The 17,867-nt window shown below is 72.7% G+C and carries 17 protein-coding genes; 11 read left to right on the top strand and 6 right to left on the bottom strand.

Annotated features, from left to right (window positions below; all coding sequences use genetic code 11):
- Nucleotide 1: 1 nt before the first annotated feature.
- The 5 genes from IEY17_RS04940 (at nt 2) to IEY17_RS04960 (ending at nt 4,532) form a co-directional block, all read left to right on the top strand.
- Complete coding sequence (locus IEY17_RS04940; protein ID WP_188986290.1) at nt 2-466, top strand: CinA family protein; 465 nt, start codon at nt 2-4, stop codon at nt 464-466.
- A gap of 184 nt (nt 467-650) precedes the next feature.
- The gene (locus IEY17_RS04945) at nt 651-1,121 is read left to right on the top strand and encodes a helix-turn-helix domain-containing protein (RefSeq protein ID WP_188985896.1); all 471 of its coding nucleotides are present in this window, start codon (nt 651-653) and stop codon (nt 1,119-1,121) included.
- Between the two features lie 299 nt (nt 1,122-1,420).
- Nucleotides 1,421-2,239: a PspA/IM30 family protein gene (locus tag IEY17_RS04950; RefSeq protein ID WP_188985898.1), complete on the top strand. Its 819-nt coding sequence runs from the start codon at nt 1,421-1,423 to the stop codon at nt 2,237-2,239.
- Nucleotides 2,236-3,099, top strand: coding sequence for a phage shock envelope stress response protein PspM (gene pspM / locus IEY17_RS04955; RefSeq protein ID WP_229679848.1), 864 nt, complete (start codon nt 2,236-2,238; stop codon nt 3,097-3,099). The genes IEY17_RS04950 and pspM overlap by 4 nt, the downstream gene beginning before the upstream one ends.
- Nucleotides 3,100-3,257: 158 nt before the next feature.
- Nucleotides 3,258-4,532 (top strand): uracil-xanthine permease family protein, encoded by a 1,275-nt coding sequence (locus IEY17_RS04960; protein WP_188985900.1) that lies wholly within the window; start codon nt 3,258-3,260, stop codon nt 4,530-4,532.
- Nucleotides 4,533-4,558: 26 nt separating this feature from the next.
- Here IEY17_RS04960 and IEY17_RS04965 read toward each other — a convergent pair whose 3' ends face one another.
- Genes IEY17_RS04965 through IEY17_RS04975 form a run of 3 tightly spaced genes read right to left on the bottom strand, consistent with a single transcriptional unit; the run spans nt 4,559 to nt 6,814 of the window.
- On the bottom strand, nt 4,559-5,338 hold the full coding sequence (locus IEY17_RS04965; RefSeq protein WP_188986292.1) for a DNA-formamidopyrimidine glycosylase family protein: 780 nt from the start codon (nt 5,336-5,338) through the stop codon (nt 4,559-4,561).
- A gap of 7 nt (nt 5,339-5,345) precedes the next feature.
- Nucleotides 5,346-5,984 carry a LysE family translocator gene (locus IEY17_RS04970; RefSeq protein ID WP_188985902.1) on the bottom strand — a complete coding sequence of 213 codons (639 nt, stop codon included), beginning with the start codon at nt 5,982-5,984 and terminating at the stop codon, nt 5,346-5,348.
- Nucleotides 5,981-6,814, bottom strand: a complete 834-nt coding sequence (locus IEY17_RS04975) for a ParA family protein (protein ID WP_188985903.1) — start codon at nt 6,812-6,814, stop codon at nt 5,981-5,983. The genes IEY17_RS04970 and IEY17_RS04975 overlap by 4 nt, the downstream gene beginning before the upstream one ends.
- Before the next feature lie 189 nt (nt 6,815-7,003).
- Here IEY17_RS04975 and IEY17_RS04980 point away from each other — a divergent pair, with 189 nt between their 5' ends.
- Nucleotides 7,004-7,735, top strand: a complete 732-nt coding sequence (locus tag IEY17_RS04980; protein WP_188985906.1) for a class I SAM-dependent methyltransferase — start codon at nt 7,004-7,006, stop codon at nt 7,733-7,735.
- A 249-nt stretch (nt 7,736-7,984) separates the two neighbouring features.
- Nucleotides 7,985-8,386 carry a DUF3040 domain-containing protein gene (locus tag IEY17_RS04985; protein WP_188985908.1) on the top strand — a complete coding sequence of 134 codons (402 nt, stop codon included), beginning with the start codon at nt 7,985-7,987 and terminating at the stop codon, nt 8,384-8,386.
- Between the two features lie 138 nt (nt 8,387-8,524).
- On the opposite strand, the gene IEY17_RS04990 is transcribed toward IEY17_RS04985, so the two are convergent.
- From IEY17_RS04990 to IEY17_RS05000, 3 genes are read right to left on the bottom strand one after another with little or no spacing between them, the layout of a single operon-like run.
- Nucleotides 8,525-10,774 (bottom strand): transglutaminase TgpA family protein, encoded by a 2,250-nt coding sequence (locus IEY17_RS04990; protein ID WP_188985910.1) that lies wholly within the window; start codon nt 10,772-10,774, stop codon nt 8,525-8,527.
- Nucleotides 10,771-12,024, bottom strand: a complete 1,254-nt coding sequence (locus tag IEY17_RS04995; protein ID WP_188985912.1) for a DUF58 domain-containing protein — start codon at nt 12,022-12,024, stop codon at nt 10,771-10,773. Before IEY17_RS04995 ends, IEY17_RS04990 begins: the two co-directional genes overlap by 4 nt.
- A 2-nt stretch (nt 12,025-12,026) precedes the next feature.
- Entirely contained in the window at nt 12,027-13,046 is a 1,020-nt protein-coding gene (locus IEY17_RS05000; protein ID WP_188985914.1) for an AAA family ATPase, read from the bottom strand.
- A 555-nt stretch (nt 13,047-13,601) separates the two neighbouring features.
- Here IEY17_RS05000 and mraZ point away from each other — a divergent pair.
- The 4 genes from mraZ to IEY17_RS05020 all read left to right on the top strand — a co-directional run bounded on the left by mraZ (nt 13,602) and on the right by IEY17_RS05020 (nt 17,817).
- Complete coding sequence (mraZ, locus tag IEY17_RS05005; RefSeq protein ID WP_188985916.1) at nt 13,602-14,033, top strand: division/cell wall cluster transcriptional repressor MraZ; 432 nt, start codon at nt 13,602-13,604, stop codon at nt 14,031-14,033.
- Between the two features lie 249 nt (nt 14,034-14,282).
- Nucleotides 14,283-15,296, top strand: a complete 1,014-nt coding sequence (gene rsmH / locus IEY17_RS05010) for a 16S rRNA (cytosine(1402)-N(4))-methyltransferase RsmH (protein ID WP_188985918.1) — start codon at nt 14,283-14,285, stop codon at nt 15,294-15,296.
- Complete coding sequence (ftsL, locus tag IEY17_RS05015; protein WP_188985920.1) at nt 15,293-15,970, top strand: cell division protein FtsL; 678 nt, start codon at nt 15,293-15,295, stop codon at nt 15,968-15,970. The genes rsmH and ftsL overlap by 4 nt, the downstream gene beginning before the upstream one ends.
- Nucleotides 15,970-17,817: a peptidoglycan D,D-transpeptidase FtsI family protein gene (locus tag IEY17_RS05020; RefSeq protein WP_188985922.1), complete on the top strand. Its 1,848-nt coding sequence runs from the start codon at nt 15,970-15,972 to the stop codon at nt 17,815-17,817. Before ftsL ends, IEY17_RS05020 begins: the two co-directional genes overlap by 1 nt.
- Nucleotides 17,818-17,867: the final 50 nt, after the last annotated feature.

Raw genomic sequence — 17,867 nt, forward strand, 5'->3', positions numbered from 1 at the left:
GATGTCGGCCGTCGCCGCCCTGCTGGACGCCCTGCGGCGGCGCGGGGAGACGGTGGCGACGGCCGAATCGCTGACCGCGGGCCTGGTGGCTGCCGCGCTGACCGACGTGCCCGGGGCCAGCGACGTCGTGCGCGGTGGTCTCGTGGTGTACGCCACCGACCTCAAGGCCGAACTCGCCGGTGTCGACCGCGACCTGCTGGCCCAGCATGGGGCCGTGCACCCGCGGGTCGCCGAGATGCTGGCCGACGGGGCGCGTCGTCGGTGCGGAGCGCACTGGGGCCTCGGGCTCACCGGGGTCGCGGGCCCCGACCCGCAGGACGGTGTGATGCCGGGCACAGTGCACCTCGGATTCGCCGGTCCGGGTGGGGTGGAGGTGCGCTCGGTGCGGCTGGACGGCGATCGCTACTCCGTGCGGGCTGCGGCCGTTCGGGTGGCGCTGGAACACTTCGCCGACCTACTGCGTTGACCGCGAGGACCGCTGTGCGCTGGGATGGAACGCGCACGCCCCCGGATCGGGGTCGGTCGATGATCTTGCGTTCGCCCTCGGCGGACTTGTCGTCGATCGTTCTCGTTCGGGCCCGCGGGTGAGTAACGTAGAGGATGTTCACGCGTCGTGCACGCGGTAGGCGACGAAGGAAGGGAGGCGCGCGATGACCGTATTGTTGCGGGAGGCGGTCGGTGAACGGCTGCGCCGCGCCCGGACCGCACAGTCTCGCACCTTGCGGGACGTCTCGCGCGCTGCCCGGGTGAGCCTTGGATACCTCTCCGAGGTCGAGCGGGGTCGCAAGGAGGCGTCCAGCGAGCTGCTCGCCTCGATCTGCGACGCCCTGGACCTGCCGCTACCGGAACTGCTGGTGACCGTGGCCGGTGACCTCGACGAGACGATGGTGGCGCCCTCGGTGGTCGAGCAGCCCGCCGCCGGCGAGGTGGACGGCGGCCAGCTGGTGCCCAGCCTGATCGGTACCGAGCTGTCCGAGTCCGAGCTCGCCCAGCAGCAGTTGACCGGAGCCGACAACGGGGCGGCGGCGGAACCGCGGGCTCGCGCGGACCGGCTGCAGCCGATGCTCAGCCAGCGCATCAGCGCCCCGGTGCGTAAGGGCAACGTGGTGGTGGCCGCCTGAGAGGCTGCCTTCGAATCCATTGAGCGTAGGTGTCAGCTCAACGACCAGGCTCTGACGAGCGAGGACGGGGAGCGTGTCCGGGTACGGGCACGCTCCCCGTCCTCGCTCGGGACCCGCTGCGGGCCCGGGCCCGGGGCCCTGGTTCGATTTCCGGTGTGACTCGGGGTTAATCCCGGAGATCTCCCGTGTTTGGTGGAAGCCGGAACGACTACCTGACACGATGGAACCAGCCGACACGCCTGGTGCGTTGTGTTGGCGATTGGGGCAAGCCGAGCAGCAGAAGAAGGCAGGCGGAGGAGATGGCCAACCCGTTCGTGAAGGCTTGGAAGTACCTGATGGCGTCGTTCTCGTCCAAGGTCGACGAGCACGCCGACCCGAAGGTACAGATCCAGCAGGCCATCGAGGAGGCGCAACGCCAGCACCAGGCCCTCTCCCAGCAGGCCGCCGCCGTGATCGGCAACCAGCGGCAGCTGGAAATGAAGCTCAACCGCCAGCTCGGCGAGGTGGAGAAGCTGCAGGCGTCGGCCAAGCAGGCCCTGGTCATGGCCGACCAGGCGCGCGCCAACGGCGACGAGGCCACCGCCCAGAGGTACGAGGAGACCGCCACCCAGCTGGCCAGTCAGCTGGTCACCGCCGAGCAGGCGGTGGAGGACCTCAAGACTCTGCACGACCAGTCGCTGGGCGCCGCCGAGCAGGCCAAGAAGGCCGTCGAGCGCAACGCGCAGATCCTGCAGCAGAAGATCGCCGAGCGCACCAAGCTGCTCAGCCAGCTGGAGCAGGCCAAGATGCAGGAGCAGGTCTCGGCGTCGCTGCGGCAGATGACCGAGATCGCCGCGCCCGGCAACACGCCGTCCCTGGAAGAGGTCCGGGACAAGATCGAACGCCGCTACACCACGGCCCTCGGTGAGGCCGAGCTGGCCCAGAACAGCGTCCAGGGCCGGCTGCTCGAGGTGCAGCAGGCGGCCATCGACGCGGCCGGTGTCAACCGGCTCGCTCAGCTGCGGGCCTCGATGGGCACCAGCCAGCAGCAGGTGACCGGCGGCCAGCAGCAGCAGATCACCGGTGGCTCGGAGAGCGCCACCAAGCCGCAACAGCAGAATCCGCAAGCCGGCCAGTGAGCGAGCCCGCGGTGAAGCCGTCGCGCAGGCAGGAGCTGGTGAAGCTGGGCGAGGTCGCGCTCGACCAGCTCCGCGGGCCGGTCCTCGCCGAGGTGCGCCGCAAGCTCGCGGCCTGGCGGGACCCGCGCGCCCGGCTGCTGCGTCAGCGCAGGCGCGCCAAGCGCACCGCGACCGGCACCGCGGCCACCGCCGGCGTCTTCGGCGCCGGAGCCGTCACCTCGGCGTCCGTGTCGACCCTGTGGCAGTGGGGCGGCGAGGCGGGCCTGCTCCTGCAGGACGTGACCACGTTCGGCCTCAGTGGTCTGGCCGTGCTCACCGGTGTGGGCGCGGTCAGCGCCGGGCTGAGGTACCGGCGGCTCAAGAAGACACCCCTGCCCGATCCGGCCCCGGAACCGGTGACGTTGCCCCCGCAGGGCTCTGCGGCGCGGCAGCCGATGGTGCGGCTGCGCGACGCCGAGCGGAGCCTGCACGGAGCGCTGGCGCAGCTCACCGCGGTGGGCGCGGGCAGCGCCGCGGCCGACGCGCGCGGCATTGCGGACAGTACCGCCGCGCAGCTGCGGCTCCTCGCACAGCGGCTGGTCGCCGTGGAGGCGGCGATCCCGCACGCGCCGGTGGCGGACAAGGCCGCGCTGCGGGCGGACGTGCAGCGGCTGCGCGAGGAGCTCGACGAAGGCGTGGACGGGTACGGCGCGCTGGTGGCCGCGGCCGGGCGCGCGGTGGCCGCCAGCGGTGCGCCGGAGCAGAAACACCTGCTGCAGGACGCGACGGACCGGCTCGCCGGACTCGCGGCTGGGTTGCGGGAGTTGTTCGGGCCGGGCGCGACCTCCGAACCACCGCAGCGGCGGTCCGACCCGGCCTGACGCGACACGCCGGAGCGCGACATCACCGCTGGTAGTCAAGGTTTCGTCGAGCGAGTGAGCCGTTGGCTTGATTGTGTGATGCGAAATAGTAACCTTCCCCCCGTCATCACATGCCGTGGCGCAGTGTCACCTGACTGGGCCGCTCGGGGGAGGACGATGTGGCGTTGTGGACCGTGCACGGCAACGGTCGACGCCTGGTGCACGATGCCGTCGTCGCCTCCGAGGAGCGGTTGAGCTGGCCGCTGACCATCGGCTTCGGGATCCAGCACCTGCTGGCGATGTTCGGCACCACGACGCTGGTGCCGCTGCTCACCGGCTTTCCCGTCACGACCACGCTGCTGCTCTCCGGGCTCGGCACGCTGCTGTTCCTGCTGCTCACCCGCAACCGGGTGCCCAGCTACCTGGGGGCGTCGGTGGCGTTCGTGGTGCCGCTCGGCGCGGCCGCCGACGAAGCGGGCGCCAGTCCGGCGGCGCTGCTCGGTGGTGTCATGGTCGTGGGTCTCGTGGTGCTCGCCGTGGGCGTCGCGGTCAAGGCGCTGGGCGTGCGGCTGTTGGAGTCGGCGATGCCACCCGTGGTCACCGGCGCGATCGTGCTCATGATCGGCCTCAGTCTGGCCCCGCAGTCGGTGTCGTCGTTCGATCAGCAGCGGGTGCCCGCCGCGTTGACGCTGGTCACCGTCGTGCTGCTGACGGTCGTCAGCCGGGGGATGGCCGGGCGGGCGGCGGTGCTGATCGGCGTGGTCGTCGGCTGGGTCTACGCCGCGCTGGCCGGTGATCTGGTCCCCGAGCGCGTCGCGGAGCTGCACGCCGCCCCCTGGTTCGGGGTCCCGCAGCTGATCAGCCCGCAGGTGCACATCTCGGTCATGCCGTTCGTGCTGCCGCTGGTGATCGTGCTGGTCGCCGAGCACGTCGCGCATCTGAAGGCGGTCGCCGCGATGAGCGGCCGGGACCTCGACCCGCACGTCGGCGACGCGCTGATCGGCGGCGGGCTGGCCACCGCGCTGTCCGGCTCGGCCGGCGGGTCGGCGCTGAGCAGCTACGCGGCCAACATCGGTGTCATGGCCGCCACCCGCGTGTACTCGACGGCGGCGTGCCTGGTGGCCGCGGTGGCCGCGATCGTGCTGTCGTTCTCGCCGAAGCTGGGGGCGTTGATCAACACCGTTCCGCTCGGCGTGCTCGGCGGCGCGACGCTGGTGCTGTTCGGGTTGCTCGCGCTGGTCGGGGTGCGGATCTGGCTGGAGGCGCGGGTCGACTTCGCCGACCCGGTGAACCTGGTGGTGCTGGGGACGGCGGTGATCGCCGGCGTCGGCGATCTCACGCTCACGGTGGGCGCGCTCCGTGTCACGGGCATGGTGTGGGGCTCGGTGGGCATCGTGCTGGTCTACCCGCTCCTGCGCCGCCTCGCCGACGCCCGCAACACCACCCCCCGCTGAACCCCGGGATTGCCGAATCTGCCGGGTCAGGGTTGGCAGTGGTGGCAGTGGTAGGCCACCCGGGACTCGAGGCCGCTGCCCAGGCAACCGCGGCTGACCGGGCCGCCGCAGCGCAGGCAGGTCCGACGGCCGTACACCCAGTGCTCGGTGCCGCGCCGGAGGCTCGTCGTCGTGGACTGCTCGGGATGCCAGGCGTTGCGCAGCAGCAGTTCCCGGCACAGCCGCACCGCGCGGACCGCGTCCACCTCCGCGACCGGTGTCCACGGCGACCGTCCCAACAGGAAACACACCTCGGTCTGGTAGAGGTTGCCGACACCGGCCAGCACCGACTGGTCCAGCAGCGCGCGGCCGATCTCCCGGCCCGGGTCGGCGGTCAGCCGCCGCACGGCCTCGGCCTCGTGCTCGGCGCCCCACTCCGGGTCGAGCACGTCGGGGCCAAGGTGGCCGACCAGCCGGGACTCCGCCGAGGTCGGCAGCCAGGCCAGGTCGTGCAGGTTGAACCCGACCGCCACCCGCTCCGCAGTGGCCAGCACCGCGCGCACCTGGTGCGCCGGTCGCCGCCAGCGGGCGCCGGGGGAGTAGAGGTGCCAGGCACCGTCCATCCGCAGGTGGTTGTGCAGGGTGTGGTCGTCGTCGAAGCGGATCAGCAGGTGCTTGCCGACCGGGCGCACCGCCCGCACCGAGCGCCCCACGAGGTCCAGAGTGGACAGTCTCGGGTGACGCAGTTCGCCGCGGGTCAGCACCTGCCCGGCGAGCGCCTCGTGCAGCCGGTGGCAGGTGAGGAAGACGGTGTCGCCTTCGGGCAGGGCCGGATCACCGCCCCTCGACCGCCAGCTTGAGCCCGAGCGCGACCAGCACCGTCGCGGTCACCCGGTCCAGCCAGGCCCGCACCCGCTGCCGCTGGAACAGCGCGCGGGCCCGATCCGCCAACCACACCAGCGCCGTCGACCACAGCAGGCCGAGCGAGATGTGCGTGGCCACCAGCAGCGGGCCCCAGGCGAACGCGGCCGGGCCGGGCGGCAGGAACTGGGGCAGCAGGCTGACGTACAACACACCCACCTTGGGGTTGAGCAGGTTGGTGGTCACCCCGGCCCGCAACGCCGTCCACGTGGTCAGCCGCGCCGGGTTCCCCGGCGCCTGGTCGACGTCCCAATCCTGGTTGCGCCGCAACGACTTCCACAGCGCCGACCCGCCGAGCCACAGCAGGTAGGCCGCGCCCGCCACCCGAACGACGTCGTAGGCCAGCTGCGACGCGGTCAGCAGCGCGGTCAGCCCGGCGACGCTGGCGGTGCCCCACACCAGGCAGCCGAGGTTGATGCCGAGAAAGGTGGCCACCCCGGCGCGGCGTCCGCCGAGCAGCGAGTGCCGCAGGACGAGCATGGTGTCCAGGCCGGGGGTCAGCACGCCGATCAGCGCCACCAGCGCGAACGCGGAGAAGGCCGCGATGGTCATTCGGCACCGTCCAGCAGTTCGTCGTCGCTCTCGGAGTGGCGGGACCGCCCGGCGCGCAGCGTCCGGGCCAGGATCAGGTTGAACGCCAACGCCACCTCGCGCGCGCCGGGGGTACCCCACTGGTGGATCGGCATGCACGCGCCCTGCGCCTGCTGCACGGCCAGCCGGTCCGGCAGCGCCACCGGCATCACCAGCGGCCCGAAGATGTCACGCAGTTCGTCGATGCGGAACTGGTGCTCGTGCGAGCGCGGCCGGACCCGGTTGACCACGACGCCGAGCGGTTGCAGGCGCGGATTGTTGGACTCCCGTTCGGCATGCACGGCCTCGAAGGCGCGCTGCACCCCGGAGACGGCGAAGATGGTCGGCTCGGTGACCAGCAGCGCCCGGTCGGCGGCGATCAGCGCGGAGCGGGTCAGCCGCCCCAACGACGGCGGGCAGTCCAGCAGCACCAGCTGGTAGGGCAGCTCGCCCTCGGCGGTCAGTCCATCCAGTTCGGACAGTGCTTCGGTGAGGCGGGACAGGTGCCTGCCGTCCGGGTGGTGCCCGTTGTGGTTCTCGGCGTCCTCCGAACCCACCAGGACGTCGACCTCCTCGCCCCAGGAGCTGCCCGTCACCGCGGCGCGCAGCACCGCGGGCCGGGGGTCGGCGAGCACGTCGCTGAGCCCCTTGCTGGTCGGCTCCGGCTCCAGGCACGCGGTCGCGTTGCACTGCGGGTCGAGGTCGACGACGAGCGTCCGAACCCCTCGGCGCATGGCGGCCGAGGCGAGACCGAGCACCACGGTCGTCTTGCCCACGCCGCCCTTGAGACTCAGCACTGCCACCGTCTGCACGCTCGTAGCCTACGGAACCGGCGGGCCCGAGAGGTGTGCTGGCGGACAAATCTTGATCCGCACACCACCGAATCCCGTTCACGGCGGCGCGTGTGGAGCTCGGCCAGGCCGACGCGCGTTCCCCCCAGCCGGTGTTCGCCCCCGCACCGGCGAGCGAAGCGGTCCAGGCGTTCTCCTACGCTGCTACCCATGAGACCAGACGCCGTCCACCACGTGCTGGAAACCGAACTCGCCGACGCCCGGCAGCGGCGTGCCGGGCGCCCGCCGCGGGTCCTCGACGTGGGCGGGGGAAGCGGGGTGTGGGCGGTGCCGCTGGCCTCCGCGGGCTGCTCGGTGACCGTCGTCGACCCGAGCCCCAACGCGCTGGCCACGCTGCAGCGCCGCGCGGTGGACGCCGGTGTCGCCGACCGGATCACGCCGCTGCAGGGCGACACCGACGCGCTGTCGGCGCTCAGCCCGGCGGGCGGCGCGGACCTGGTGCTCGCGCACGGCCTGCTGGAGGTCGTCGACGATGTCGAGGCGGCGCTCGCGGCGATGGTCGCGGTCACCGCCCCGGGCGGCGCGGTGTCCGTGCTGGTGGCCAACCGCTACGCCGCCGTCCTGGCCTGGGCGCTGGCCGGGCGCGTGGCCGAGGCACTGGAACTGGTGCGGGCCCCGGACGGGCGGCTGGCGGGCACCTCCGACACGCTGCAGCGCCGGTTCGACACCGACGGCCTGCGGCAGGTGCTGACCGCGGCCGGGCTGACCGTGGAACTCGTGCAGGGCCAGGCCGTGCTCAGCGATCTCGTGCCCGGCTCGGTGCTGGACGCCAACCCGAGGGCGGCCGACGCGATGGGCGAGCTGGAGCGGGTGGCGGCCCAGCGGCCGCCGCTGCGCGACATCGCGACACGCCTGCACGCCATCGGCCGCGTCCCCGCCTGACCACCGGCGACCAGCGGGCGAGGCGGTTCGGCGGTGCCGGTTGGGCCGGAACGCGGCAGCGATCACTGCCCCGAGGGGATGATGTCGGTAACCTCGCAAGTCCCGGTGCCGGGACTGGGTAGTCGTCGCGTCGCCGGAACCGTATCCTCAGTGGTGACGCCCCCAAGCGTTCGCCGGTCCCCAACCTGGGTGGGCATCAGCCCACCGGGTCTCCGGCGCCACCGAGAGACCTGTGCCGGAGGAGGAGTCATGCCACTCTCCGAGCACGAGCAGCGACAGCTCGAACAAATCGAGCGCGCGCTCTACGCCGAGGACCCGAAGTTCGTCTCCACGGTGCGTGGAGGACGACTGCAACGCCCCTCGAGGCGTCGACGTCTGCAGGGCGTCGCCGTCTTCGCGCTGGGGCTGGCCCTGCTGGTCATCGGTGCGGTGATCCCGGCGCTACGGCCGGCTGACATCCCCGTCATGAGCGTGGTTGGCTTCCTCGTGATGTTCGGCGGAGCAGTGATCGTCCTGTCCGCGATGCGTGGCGGGGACGACTTCGAGTCGATGCCGGAGAGCGGCGAGCGGCCGAGGTGGAACCGCGGTGCTGAGCGGGGCTCGTTCGCCCAGCGGATGGAGGAGCGCTTCCGCAAGCGCTTCGAGCAGTAGGAACAAACACAGCGATCGCCGCCAGCCTGGTCTGGCGGCGATTTCGGCTGCGCGGGGTGTGACCGGGTACCGCCGTCGTGGTCCGCGCGCCACCACTTCGATCTCCCCGGAATCCCGCACCCGTCCGCGGGCGGTGGGTCAGGTGGTCGGCACCAGGCGCAGGACCGAGCGCGGGAACAGCCGGGCGCGCCAGTCCAGCGGGGCCGAGCGGCGGATGCTGTTCAGCACCTCGTCCAGGGTCTTCGGCAGGTCCGCGTCCGTGGCATGGCCCGGCGGGGCATACCACTCCCGCTCGACCGCCACCACCAGCTCCCGCAGCGCGCGGGCGCCGTCCGCGTCCAGCCCGTGGTGCTCGATGAGCCCGGTCGCCACCTTGCGAACCGTGTCGGCCACCCCGAGCTGCGCCCCGCGATCCTCGAACTCGTCCATCACCTCGCGCCAGGCCAGGCTCGCCGCACCTTCCGCCCCGGTGGCAACAGCGCGCAACCGCTGTCGACGCCGCACCTCGCGCACCACCGCCGGGCTCGCCAGCAGCGCCAGCACCACCACCAGCACGCTGACCACGACCGGCCACGGACCGCTGCTCGCCTCGCCGCGCGGTGCCTGCGGCATGCCCCCGGCGTCCGCGTCGGCCGGCCGGTCCGCACCGACCACCGGGCCCGCCTCGGACGGCGTCGGGGCGCTGGTCTGGCCGGGAGGCGGCGCCAGCGGCCGAACCGGGTTCAGCTCGTTGTCCAGGAACTCCGGCAGCGCGGTGCGGCCGTCGTCCAGCGGGGTCGGGTCGAAGGTCTGCCAGCCCCAGCCCGGGAAGTACGCCTCGACCCACGCGTGCGCGTCCTCGGTGGTGATCACCCGCTCGTCGCCGTCCCGGTAGCCGGGGGTGAAGCCGATGGCCACCCGCGACGGGATGCCCACCGCGCGCAGCAGCACCGCCATCGACGAGGCGAACTGCTCGCAGAAGCCGCGCCTGCCGCGGAACAGGAAGTCCGACAGCGCGTCACTACTGGTCGCCGGGGCGGTCTCCAGGTCGTAGCGGAAGCCGTTGGCGGGATCGGTGAAGTACCGGTTGAGCGCGACGGCCTTGTCGAACGCGGTGGGCGCGTCCGCGGTCAGCTGCCGGGCCAGTTCCGCAACGCGCGGCGGGATGCCGTCGGTGTCCAGGTACTCGGGAGCGATCCCCAGCGGCCCCTGCGCGGTGCGCAGCTGGTCCGGCGTGGGGTTCGGCACGAGTAGCCGCTCGCTGTACGGGCGGCTCTCCTGGTTGGTCTGGGTGAACACGATGCCGGCGGCCGGGTCGTAGCGGTAGTTCTCGCCCATCCCGCCGACCGCGAGTGGCACCCCGAACACCGGCAGCCACGGGTCGCGGTAGCCGATCGGTTCGATCTGCACCTGCTGTGTGACGCCCGAGCCGATGGTGGTGCCCTCCGGCAGAGGCAGCGGGGCGTTGGTGGGCACTCCCTGGGTCAGGCCCTCCAGCTCCCAGCCGCGCTGCGGGTTGAACCTGCGCAGCGTCATCGCGCGCAGGTAGGTGTCCTGCTGCAGGCCGCGGACCCGGAACAGCTCGACGACCCGGTCCCGGTTGAGCTGGCCGCGCAGCGAGGTGAACGGCTGCAGCCCGATGCCGTCGGTGCCGCCGAACTCCTCCGGTACCGCGCCCGGCAACCGGCCCTCGGTGCCCACGCCGGTGAACGCCGCGCCGGTGACCAGCGCGATCACCCCCGCCATGCCGGCGACTGCGGCGGTGGTGCGGCCGAAGAGCGTGTGCGCCACCTGGCTGCGGTCCTCGTGCTGTCGCCACCTGCGGTGCTGCCCGCCGCAGGCCAGCAGCAGGGCGTAGCCGAGCGCTCCGGCGGTGAAGCTCCACCACGGCAGCATGTCGTTGGCCAGCGACGCGGGGATCGCGAACACGCACAGCAGCACCAGGCCGGTCACCGCGGGGCTGCGCAGGGCCACCGCGATCACGTCCACGACCACCGCCACCAGGCCCAGCCCCAGGCACAGCAGCGTCTGGAGAGCGGGCTCGGCGGGGACCGGCGGTACGCCCGTGCGCACCACCTCACCGGCCCTGGCCAGCAGCTCACCGAGTTCGCCGACCGCCGCGGGACCGGGCAGCACACCCAGCACGGCCTGGTCGGCGAACAACGCCGCCAGGACCACCAGCAGCGTCATGAGCTGGGCGAACACCGTCAGCGCCGGTGGCCATCGCAGTCGGCGCCCGAGCACACCCGCGGCCGCGACGGCGAGCACCGTGCACACCGCGGGGAACGCCCAGCCGGCGCCGGCGAGCACCCCGGAGAACGCCGTCGCCGAGCACAGGACCGCCAGCGCGCCCGCGGCGGTGACGACCAGCGAGGTGTCGATCGAGGTGCCGGTCCGGTGCTCGGTCACGGCAGCACCTCCGATTCGGGTGCGGTGGTCTCCCGGCACAGCTGGCGCCAGACCTCGGCGACGGACGCGCGCGGGCCGTCGGCGATGGCCACGGTCCACCCGGCCGCCCGCAACCGGCGGGCGGTCTGCGCCGGGTCGACCCCCCCGCTGGCCTCGCCGTTCCAGGCGCGCACGTCGAGCAGCAGCGCGAGGCTGCGGGACTCCTGCGGGCGCAGCTTGGTGAGCTCGGCGACGGCGGCGCCGGTCGTCTCGCCCAGCACGGCGATCAGCTCGTGGCCGCCGCCCGGGTCGCGGCTGCACTCCAGGTCGCGCTGCGGGGAGGTGCGCACGGCCGCCAACGCGTCCAGCACCGCGTCGTCGTTGCGGGCGCCGTCGGCCGGACCGGCGCCCCCGGCCAGCACCTGGCCGTCCTCGGTGACCAGCCGGACCTGCTGCCCGTGCCGGTGCAGGTGCAGGCAGATGCTGGCCACCGCCGAGACCGCCCACTCCACGCTGCTGCGCGCCCCGCTGCCGCGGTGCGCCGCCGAACGCCGGTCAAGCAGCACGGTCACCCCGCCGTGCCAGGGCCGTTCCTCCACCCGCACCATCAGCTCGTCACGGCGCGCGGTGGACTTCCAGTGCACCCGCCGGATGTCGTCGCCGTACCGGTACTGCCGCACCATCACGTCGTCCTCGCCGTGCCCGGCCCGCAGCCGGGTGGTGCCGTCCTCGCCGGTGCCCAGCCCGCAGCCCGCGGGCAGCCCGGACAGGGCGACGACCTCGGGCACCGCGACCAGGCGGCTGCGCCCGGCCAGTTCCCGCTCGAACTCGGAAAGCCCGAACGGGTCGCCGATCCAGGTCCGCAGCGGGCCGATGTGGTGGATACCGCGCAACGTGGGCCGCACCGGGTACGCCAGCATCGTGCCGCCGTGCCGACGCACCGAACCCAACCGGAACCGGGGGCGGCCACCGAGCGCGTGGGGGGCGTTGTCCTCCAGCACCAGGCCGCCGACCGGCAGCCGCCCACCACCCGAGACGTGCACCCGCACGATCGACTGCCCGCCGACCGGGATGCGCTGCGGCACCACCTCGCGCCGGGCCGCGATGCCGAACCGCGCCCGGCTGGACAGCAGCAGCGCCAGCAGCGGCAGCGCCACCACGAAAGCCGCCACCCGTAGCAGGTCCCGCTCGTCGAGCACCAGCGCGCAGGCACCGGCGGCCACGCCCGCCGCCACCAGGCAGCGCCCGCGGATGGTCAGTCCGGAGAGCACGGCTACCCGCGTTCGCTGTCGCCGCGGGGCACCGGGATGCGGGTCAGCAACTGCCGCACCAGGTCGGTTGCCGAACGCCGCGCCGCGCGGGCCTCGCTGGTCAGCACCAGGCGGTGCGCCAGCACCGGGATGGCGATGGCCTGCACGTCGTCCGGGATGACGAACCGCCGCCCCGACAGGGCGGCCTGCGCGCGGGCGGCCCGCACCAGCTGCAGCGTCGACCGGGGCGAGGCGCCCAGCCGCAGCTCGGGCAGCTGGCGGGTGGCGGTGACCAGGTCAATCACGTAGCGGCGGATCCTGGTGGACAGGTGCACCTGGCGCACCGCGCGCAGCAGCTCCTGCACCTCGGCCGCGTTGGCGACCGGGCGCAGGTCGCGCAGCGGGTCGTGCCCGGCGTGCTCGTCGACCATGGCCAACTCGGCCTTGGCGTCCGGGTAGCCGATCGACACCCGGGTGGTGAAGCGGTCCCGCTGCGCCTCCGGCAGGGCGTAGGTGCCCTCCATCTCGATCGGGTTCTGGGTGGCGATGACCATGAACGGCGCCCGCAGCGGGTAGGTCTCGCCGTCGACGGTGACCTGGTTCTCCTCCATGCACTCCAGCAGCGCCGACTGGGTCTTCGGGGAGGCCCGGTTGATCTCGTCGCCGACGATGATGTTGGCGAACACCGGGCCGGGCCGGAACTCGAAGCTCTCGGACTGCCGGTTGTAGATGGACACCCCGGTGATGTCGCTGGGCAGCAGGTCGGGCGTGAACTGGATGCGGCTGACGGTGCAGTCGATGGACCGGGCCAGAGCCTTGGCCAGCGAGGTCTTGCCGACCCCGGGCACGTCCTCCAGCAGCAGGTGCCCCTCGGCGAGCATGGTGACCAGTGCCACGCGCACCACCTCGGGTTTGCCGACCAGGACCTGCTCGACGTTGGCCGCGATGCGCTGGATGGTGTCGTGCAGCTCGTCGATGCTCGGCGTGTCGCGGACGTCCGCGGCGGTGCCGGCCGTGCCGGAGAGCTGAACTTCGGGCGTCACGCCACCTCCTGCGTGTTGCTGCGGCACACTGCGGTCGGTTCGCCGGAACGGCCGCTCATGCAAGCCTCCAAGGTCTGCGGCCGACGGGCGGTTGCGACGTCCGCGCCGACGCGCGCGAGCGGCGGCCCACCTGGCCACAGCGTGCACGTGCAGTGTGCCAAACCGGCGGTGCCCCGCGGGACACCCGCGTCGACCTGGCCCCACTCCGCCCCACCCCGGCGGCGCGGGTCGGGTCGGGTGCAACGGGCCCCGAGCATAACGGCGTGCCCCGCCGGGTTGATCAAGGTCGCCGCGCCGATTCGCCCCACTTCCCGCCCACGCGTCACTACCTGCGCAAACACCGCTTTCACCGCCGGGGGAACCGGGGCGGTTCGTGTTGACCGTGGAGCGAAGTGGGGTACTGTGGGGCCAGGTGGGGCGAACGGGGGTCCCGCCACCCTTGATGGGCACCGCCCTCGACGGGCTCAGCTCTGGACGGGCACGGCTCGCGCGGGCATCGGGGTGTGGACCCGGGACGCCGGCCGGGCGGTCCGGGCCGGGGGGAGGTGGACCGGGATGTTCCTCGGCACCCACCACCCGAAGCTCGACGACAAGGGGCGCCTGACGCTGCCGGCGAAGTACCGGGAAGCACTCGCAGGGGGGTTGATGGTCACCAAGGGACAGGACCACTGCCTCTACGTCTTCCCGCGCGCGGAGTTCGAGCAGATGGCGCGCAAGGTCGCCGAGGCGCCGTTCACCAACGAGGCGGTCCGTGCCTACCAGCGGTACCTGTTCGCCGGCACTGACGAGCAGCGGCCGGACGGGCAGGGTCGGATCTCGATCGCGGCGGAGCTGCGGCGCTACGCCGGGCTCACCAAGGAGTGCGTGGTCATCGGCGCGATCAACCGGCTGGAGATCTGGGACGCCGACCGGTGGCAGAGCTACCTCGACGAGCACGAGGAGAGCTACGCGCAGGCGCGGGAGGAGGTGTTGCCGGGGGTGTTCTGACGTCCCGCGGACGGCGGGGCGCGGGTTGACGGCAGCAGCCCGGGTTTCGTGAGGCCTCGGTCCGCTCGGCTATCGCTCGCCTGGTGCATCTTCCCCGGTACCAGGACGCGACGGGCGGGCGGGGACCTGACGAGATCCGGGATCGGGGGGCAATACCGAAGATCGCCGCGGGCGGGCCTGTGGGCCCGCGCGCGCCGGTTGTGGACTGATTCACGACGGCACGCGGGAGGGAGGGAGGGAGGGACCGCCGTGGCCGACCAGCGGCAGGACGAGGGCGGCTCCGCCCGCGACCGGCACGTGCCGGTGCTGCTCGACCGCACCCTGGAACTGCTCGGTCCCGCGTTGTCGCGGGAGGGCGCGGTGGTCGTCGACGCCACGCTGGGCATGGGCGGCCACTCCGAGGCGATGCTGGCCGCGTATCCCGGGCTGACCCTGGTCGGCCTGGACCGTGACCCCGACGCCCTGCGGCTGGCCGGGGAGCGGTTGGCGCCCTACTCCTCGCGGATCCACCTGGTGCACACCGTCTATGACCGGTGGGCCGAGGTGCTGGCGGACCTCGGTCTGTCCACGGTGGACGCCGCGTTGTTCGACCTCGGCGTGTCCTCGCTGCAGCTGGACGAGACCGCACGCGGCTTCGCCTACGCGCACGACGCACCGCTGGACATGCGCATGGACCCGAGCTCCCCGCGCACCGCCGCGGACGTGCTCAACACCTACAGCACCGAGGAACTGACGCGCGTGCTGCGCACCTACGGCGAGGAGAAGTTCGCGGCCAAGATCGCCGCGGCCATCGTCCGGGCGCGGCGCAAGGAACCGTTCACCACCAGCGCGCGCCTGGTGCAGCTGCTCTACGACACGGTTCCCGCGGCCAGCCGGCGCACCGGCGGACACCCGGCCAAGCGCACTTTCCAGGCCCTGCGCATCGAGGTCAACGCCGAACTCGACGTGCTGGAGCGGGCGCTGCCCGCCGCACTGGACTCGCTGGCGGTGGGTGGGCGAGTGGTGGTCCTGTCCTATCACTCGTTGGAGGACCGGATGGTCAAGCGGGCCTTGGCCGAGCGGTCGAAGTCCCGCACCCCGGTCGATTTGCCGGTCGAGCTGCCCGGCCACGGACCGGAGTTCCGGTTGCTCACCCGGGGCGCGGAGCTGGCCGGCGAGCAGGAGATCGAAGCCAACCCCAGGGCCGCGTCGGTGCGGCTGCGCGCCGCCGAGCGGATCAGCCGGGGAGACACGTCAGCGCCGAGGCGAGGGAGGCGACGGTGACAGCACCCCCACGAGCCAAGACGGCGGCGCGGTCGCAGCAGGCCGCCCAGAAGTCGACCAAGGGCGCGGACAAGCCGCGGCAGCGCTCGGCCGCGGCGGAGCGCGCCTATGCGCGGCGCGAGGAGCGGCGCGAGCGGTCGCTGCGCGAGCCGTCCGGTCGGCGACCGCGCCAGCAGCGGCAGCTGGTCGACGAGCGCAAGGTCACGACGGCCAAGCCGAAGGCGAAGGCCAGGCAGCTGCAGGAGAGGGTGTCGCAGGCCCGGCTGCCGCAGGTGGTCATGGTGATGACCGTGCTGGCCACCGGCCTGGCGGCGACGCTGTGGCTGTCCATCGCCGCGGTCAGCGGCAGCTACCGGCTGCAGCAGGGCGAGTCGGACCTCACCGTGCTGACCGAGCGCAAGGAGCAGCTGCTGCGCGAGGTCAGCTCGATGAACTCCACGCCGGAGATCCAGCGCCGCGCCGAGCAGGAGCTGGGCATGGTGCCCGCCCCTATCCCGGCGCACCTGGTCCCGCAGCCGGACGGCTCGGTGGCCGTCGTGGGTGAGCCGGAGAAGGCCAGGGCACCGCAGACCCCGGCCGCCCCACCGTCGGCGCCGAATTCTGGGGCCCAGCCGCCGGAGGGCCAGGCCCGCGCGCCGGAGCAGCCCGCCGCGGACGCTCCGGAGCGCCGTTGATGGCCCGCCGTCCGACCAGGCTCATCCGGGGCCGCACCGCGCGCACCAACGTGGCCGGCAGCAACCGGCGACTGCTCGTCGGCCGGTTGCTGCTGGTGATCGCGCTGGTGATCACCGGCGGCAAGCTCATCCAGCTGCAGGGCTTCGAGGCGCGCGCGCTGTCCGAGCGGGCCGAGAAGCAGCGCGCCACCCGGGAACCCATCCCGGCCGAACGCGGGTCCATCGTGGACCGCTCGGGAAACGTGCTGGCGTTCAGCAGCGAGGCCCGGCAGCTCTATGCGAACCCGCAGTACCTCACCAGGGAGTTCGACGAGGCGCACGCCAAGGACCCGAAAAAACCCACCTCCGCCCAGTACAAGCAGGAGATCGCGCGGTACATCGCGCAGCTGCTGCCCGGGGTGATCAGCGAGCAGGACGTGCTCAACGCGCTGTTCAGCAACGCCAAGTTCACCTACTTCGGTCCGCCGATCGATCCCGGCAGGGCGCGGCAGATCACCGAGAAGTACCCGCAGATCGGCGCCGAGTACCGGGCCACCCGCGAGTACCCGGCGGGCAACCTGGGCGCGAACATCATCGGCGTCGCCAACTGGCGGATGGACGAGAAGCGCATCCGGGGCCTGATGCACCTGGAGAGCGCGTTGGATTCGGTGCTGGCGGGCAGGGACGGGCAGCGGGTGTCCGACACCGCGCTGGGCTCGGACCTGGTCATCCCGGGTACGGAACGCGAACTGGAACCCGCGGTGCCGGGCTCGGACGTGCAACTGACCATCGACTCGGACCTGCAGTTCATGGTGCAGCGCAAGCTCGGCGACTACGCCCGCAGGGCCGGTGCGAAGAGCGCGAGCGCGGTGGTGCTGGACGCCAAGACCGGTGAGGTCTACGCGCTGGCCAACGACAAGACCTTCGACCCGCGTGGGTCGTGGAGCGAGAACACCGGCAACCCGGCGGTGACCACGCCGTACGAGCCGGGTTCGGTGGGCAAAGTGATCACCGCTGCGGGCGCGATCGAGGACGGTCTGGTGCGGCCGGACACGGTGCTGCAGGTGCCCGGCAGCATCAGGGTCGCCGACCGGACCGTCGGAGACGCCTGGAACCACGGCACGATCCCGCTCACCTTCACCGGGGTGCTGGGCAAGTCGTCCAACGTCGGCACCCTGATGGTCGCGCAGCAGCTCGGCGAGCAGCGGTTCTACGACCTGGCCCGCAGGTTCGGGCTGGGCCAGCGGACCGGGATCGGGCTGCCCGGCGAGAGCCCCGGCAGCCTGCCGCCGCCGGAGAAGTGGTCGGGGTCGACGTTCGCGAACCTGCCGATCGGGCAGGGGCTGTCGATGACGGTGCTGCAGATGGCGGGCATGTACCAGGCCATCGCCAACGACGGTGTGCGGGTGCCACCGCGGGTCATCGCGGCGGAGATCCGGCCGGACGGCACCCGGATCGAGCGGCCGCGCCCGGAGGGCGTGCGAGTGGTCAGCCCCGAAACGGCGCGCACGGTGCGGGACATGCTGCGCTCGGTGGTGCAGAACGCGCCGCAGCCGAACCGCGGCACCGGGGCGGATGCGGCGCTGGCGGGCTACCAGATCTCGGGCAAGACGGGTACGGCGCAGCAGATCGACCCGACCTGTAAGTGCTACAGCCAGTCGGTGTACTGGATCACGTTCGCCGGGATTGTTCCCGCGGACAACCCGAGGTTCGTGGTGGGTCTGATGCTGGACGCGCCGTCGTCGGGCACCAGGGAGGCCTACAGCGCGGCCCCGCTGTTCCACGACATCGCGGCCTTTCTGACCCAGCGTTACCAGATCCCGCTGTCCAAGGAGCAGGCTCCGTTCCAGCTCCTCCAGGCAGGTTGACCTGCCTTCGACCGAGCCGAGCAGCCCCGGTGACCTTGCCGGGGCCGCAG

Source organism: Saccharopolyspora thermophila, assembly GCF_014646075.1.
Lineage (GTDB): Bacteria > Actinomycetota > Actinomycetes > Mycobacteriales > Pseudonocardiaceae > Saccharopolyspora > Saccharopolyspora thermophila.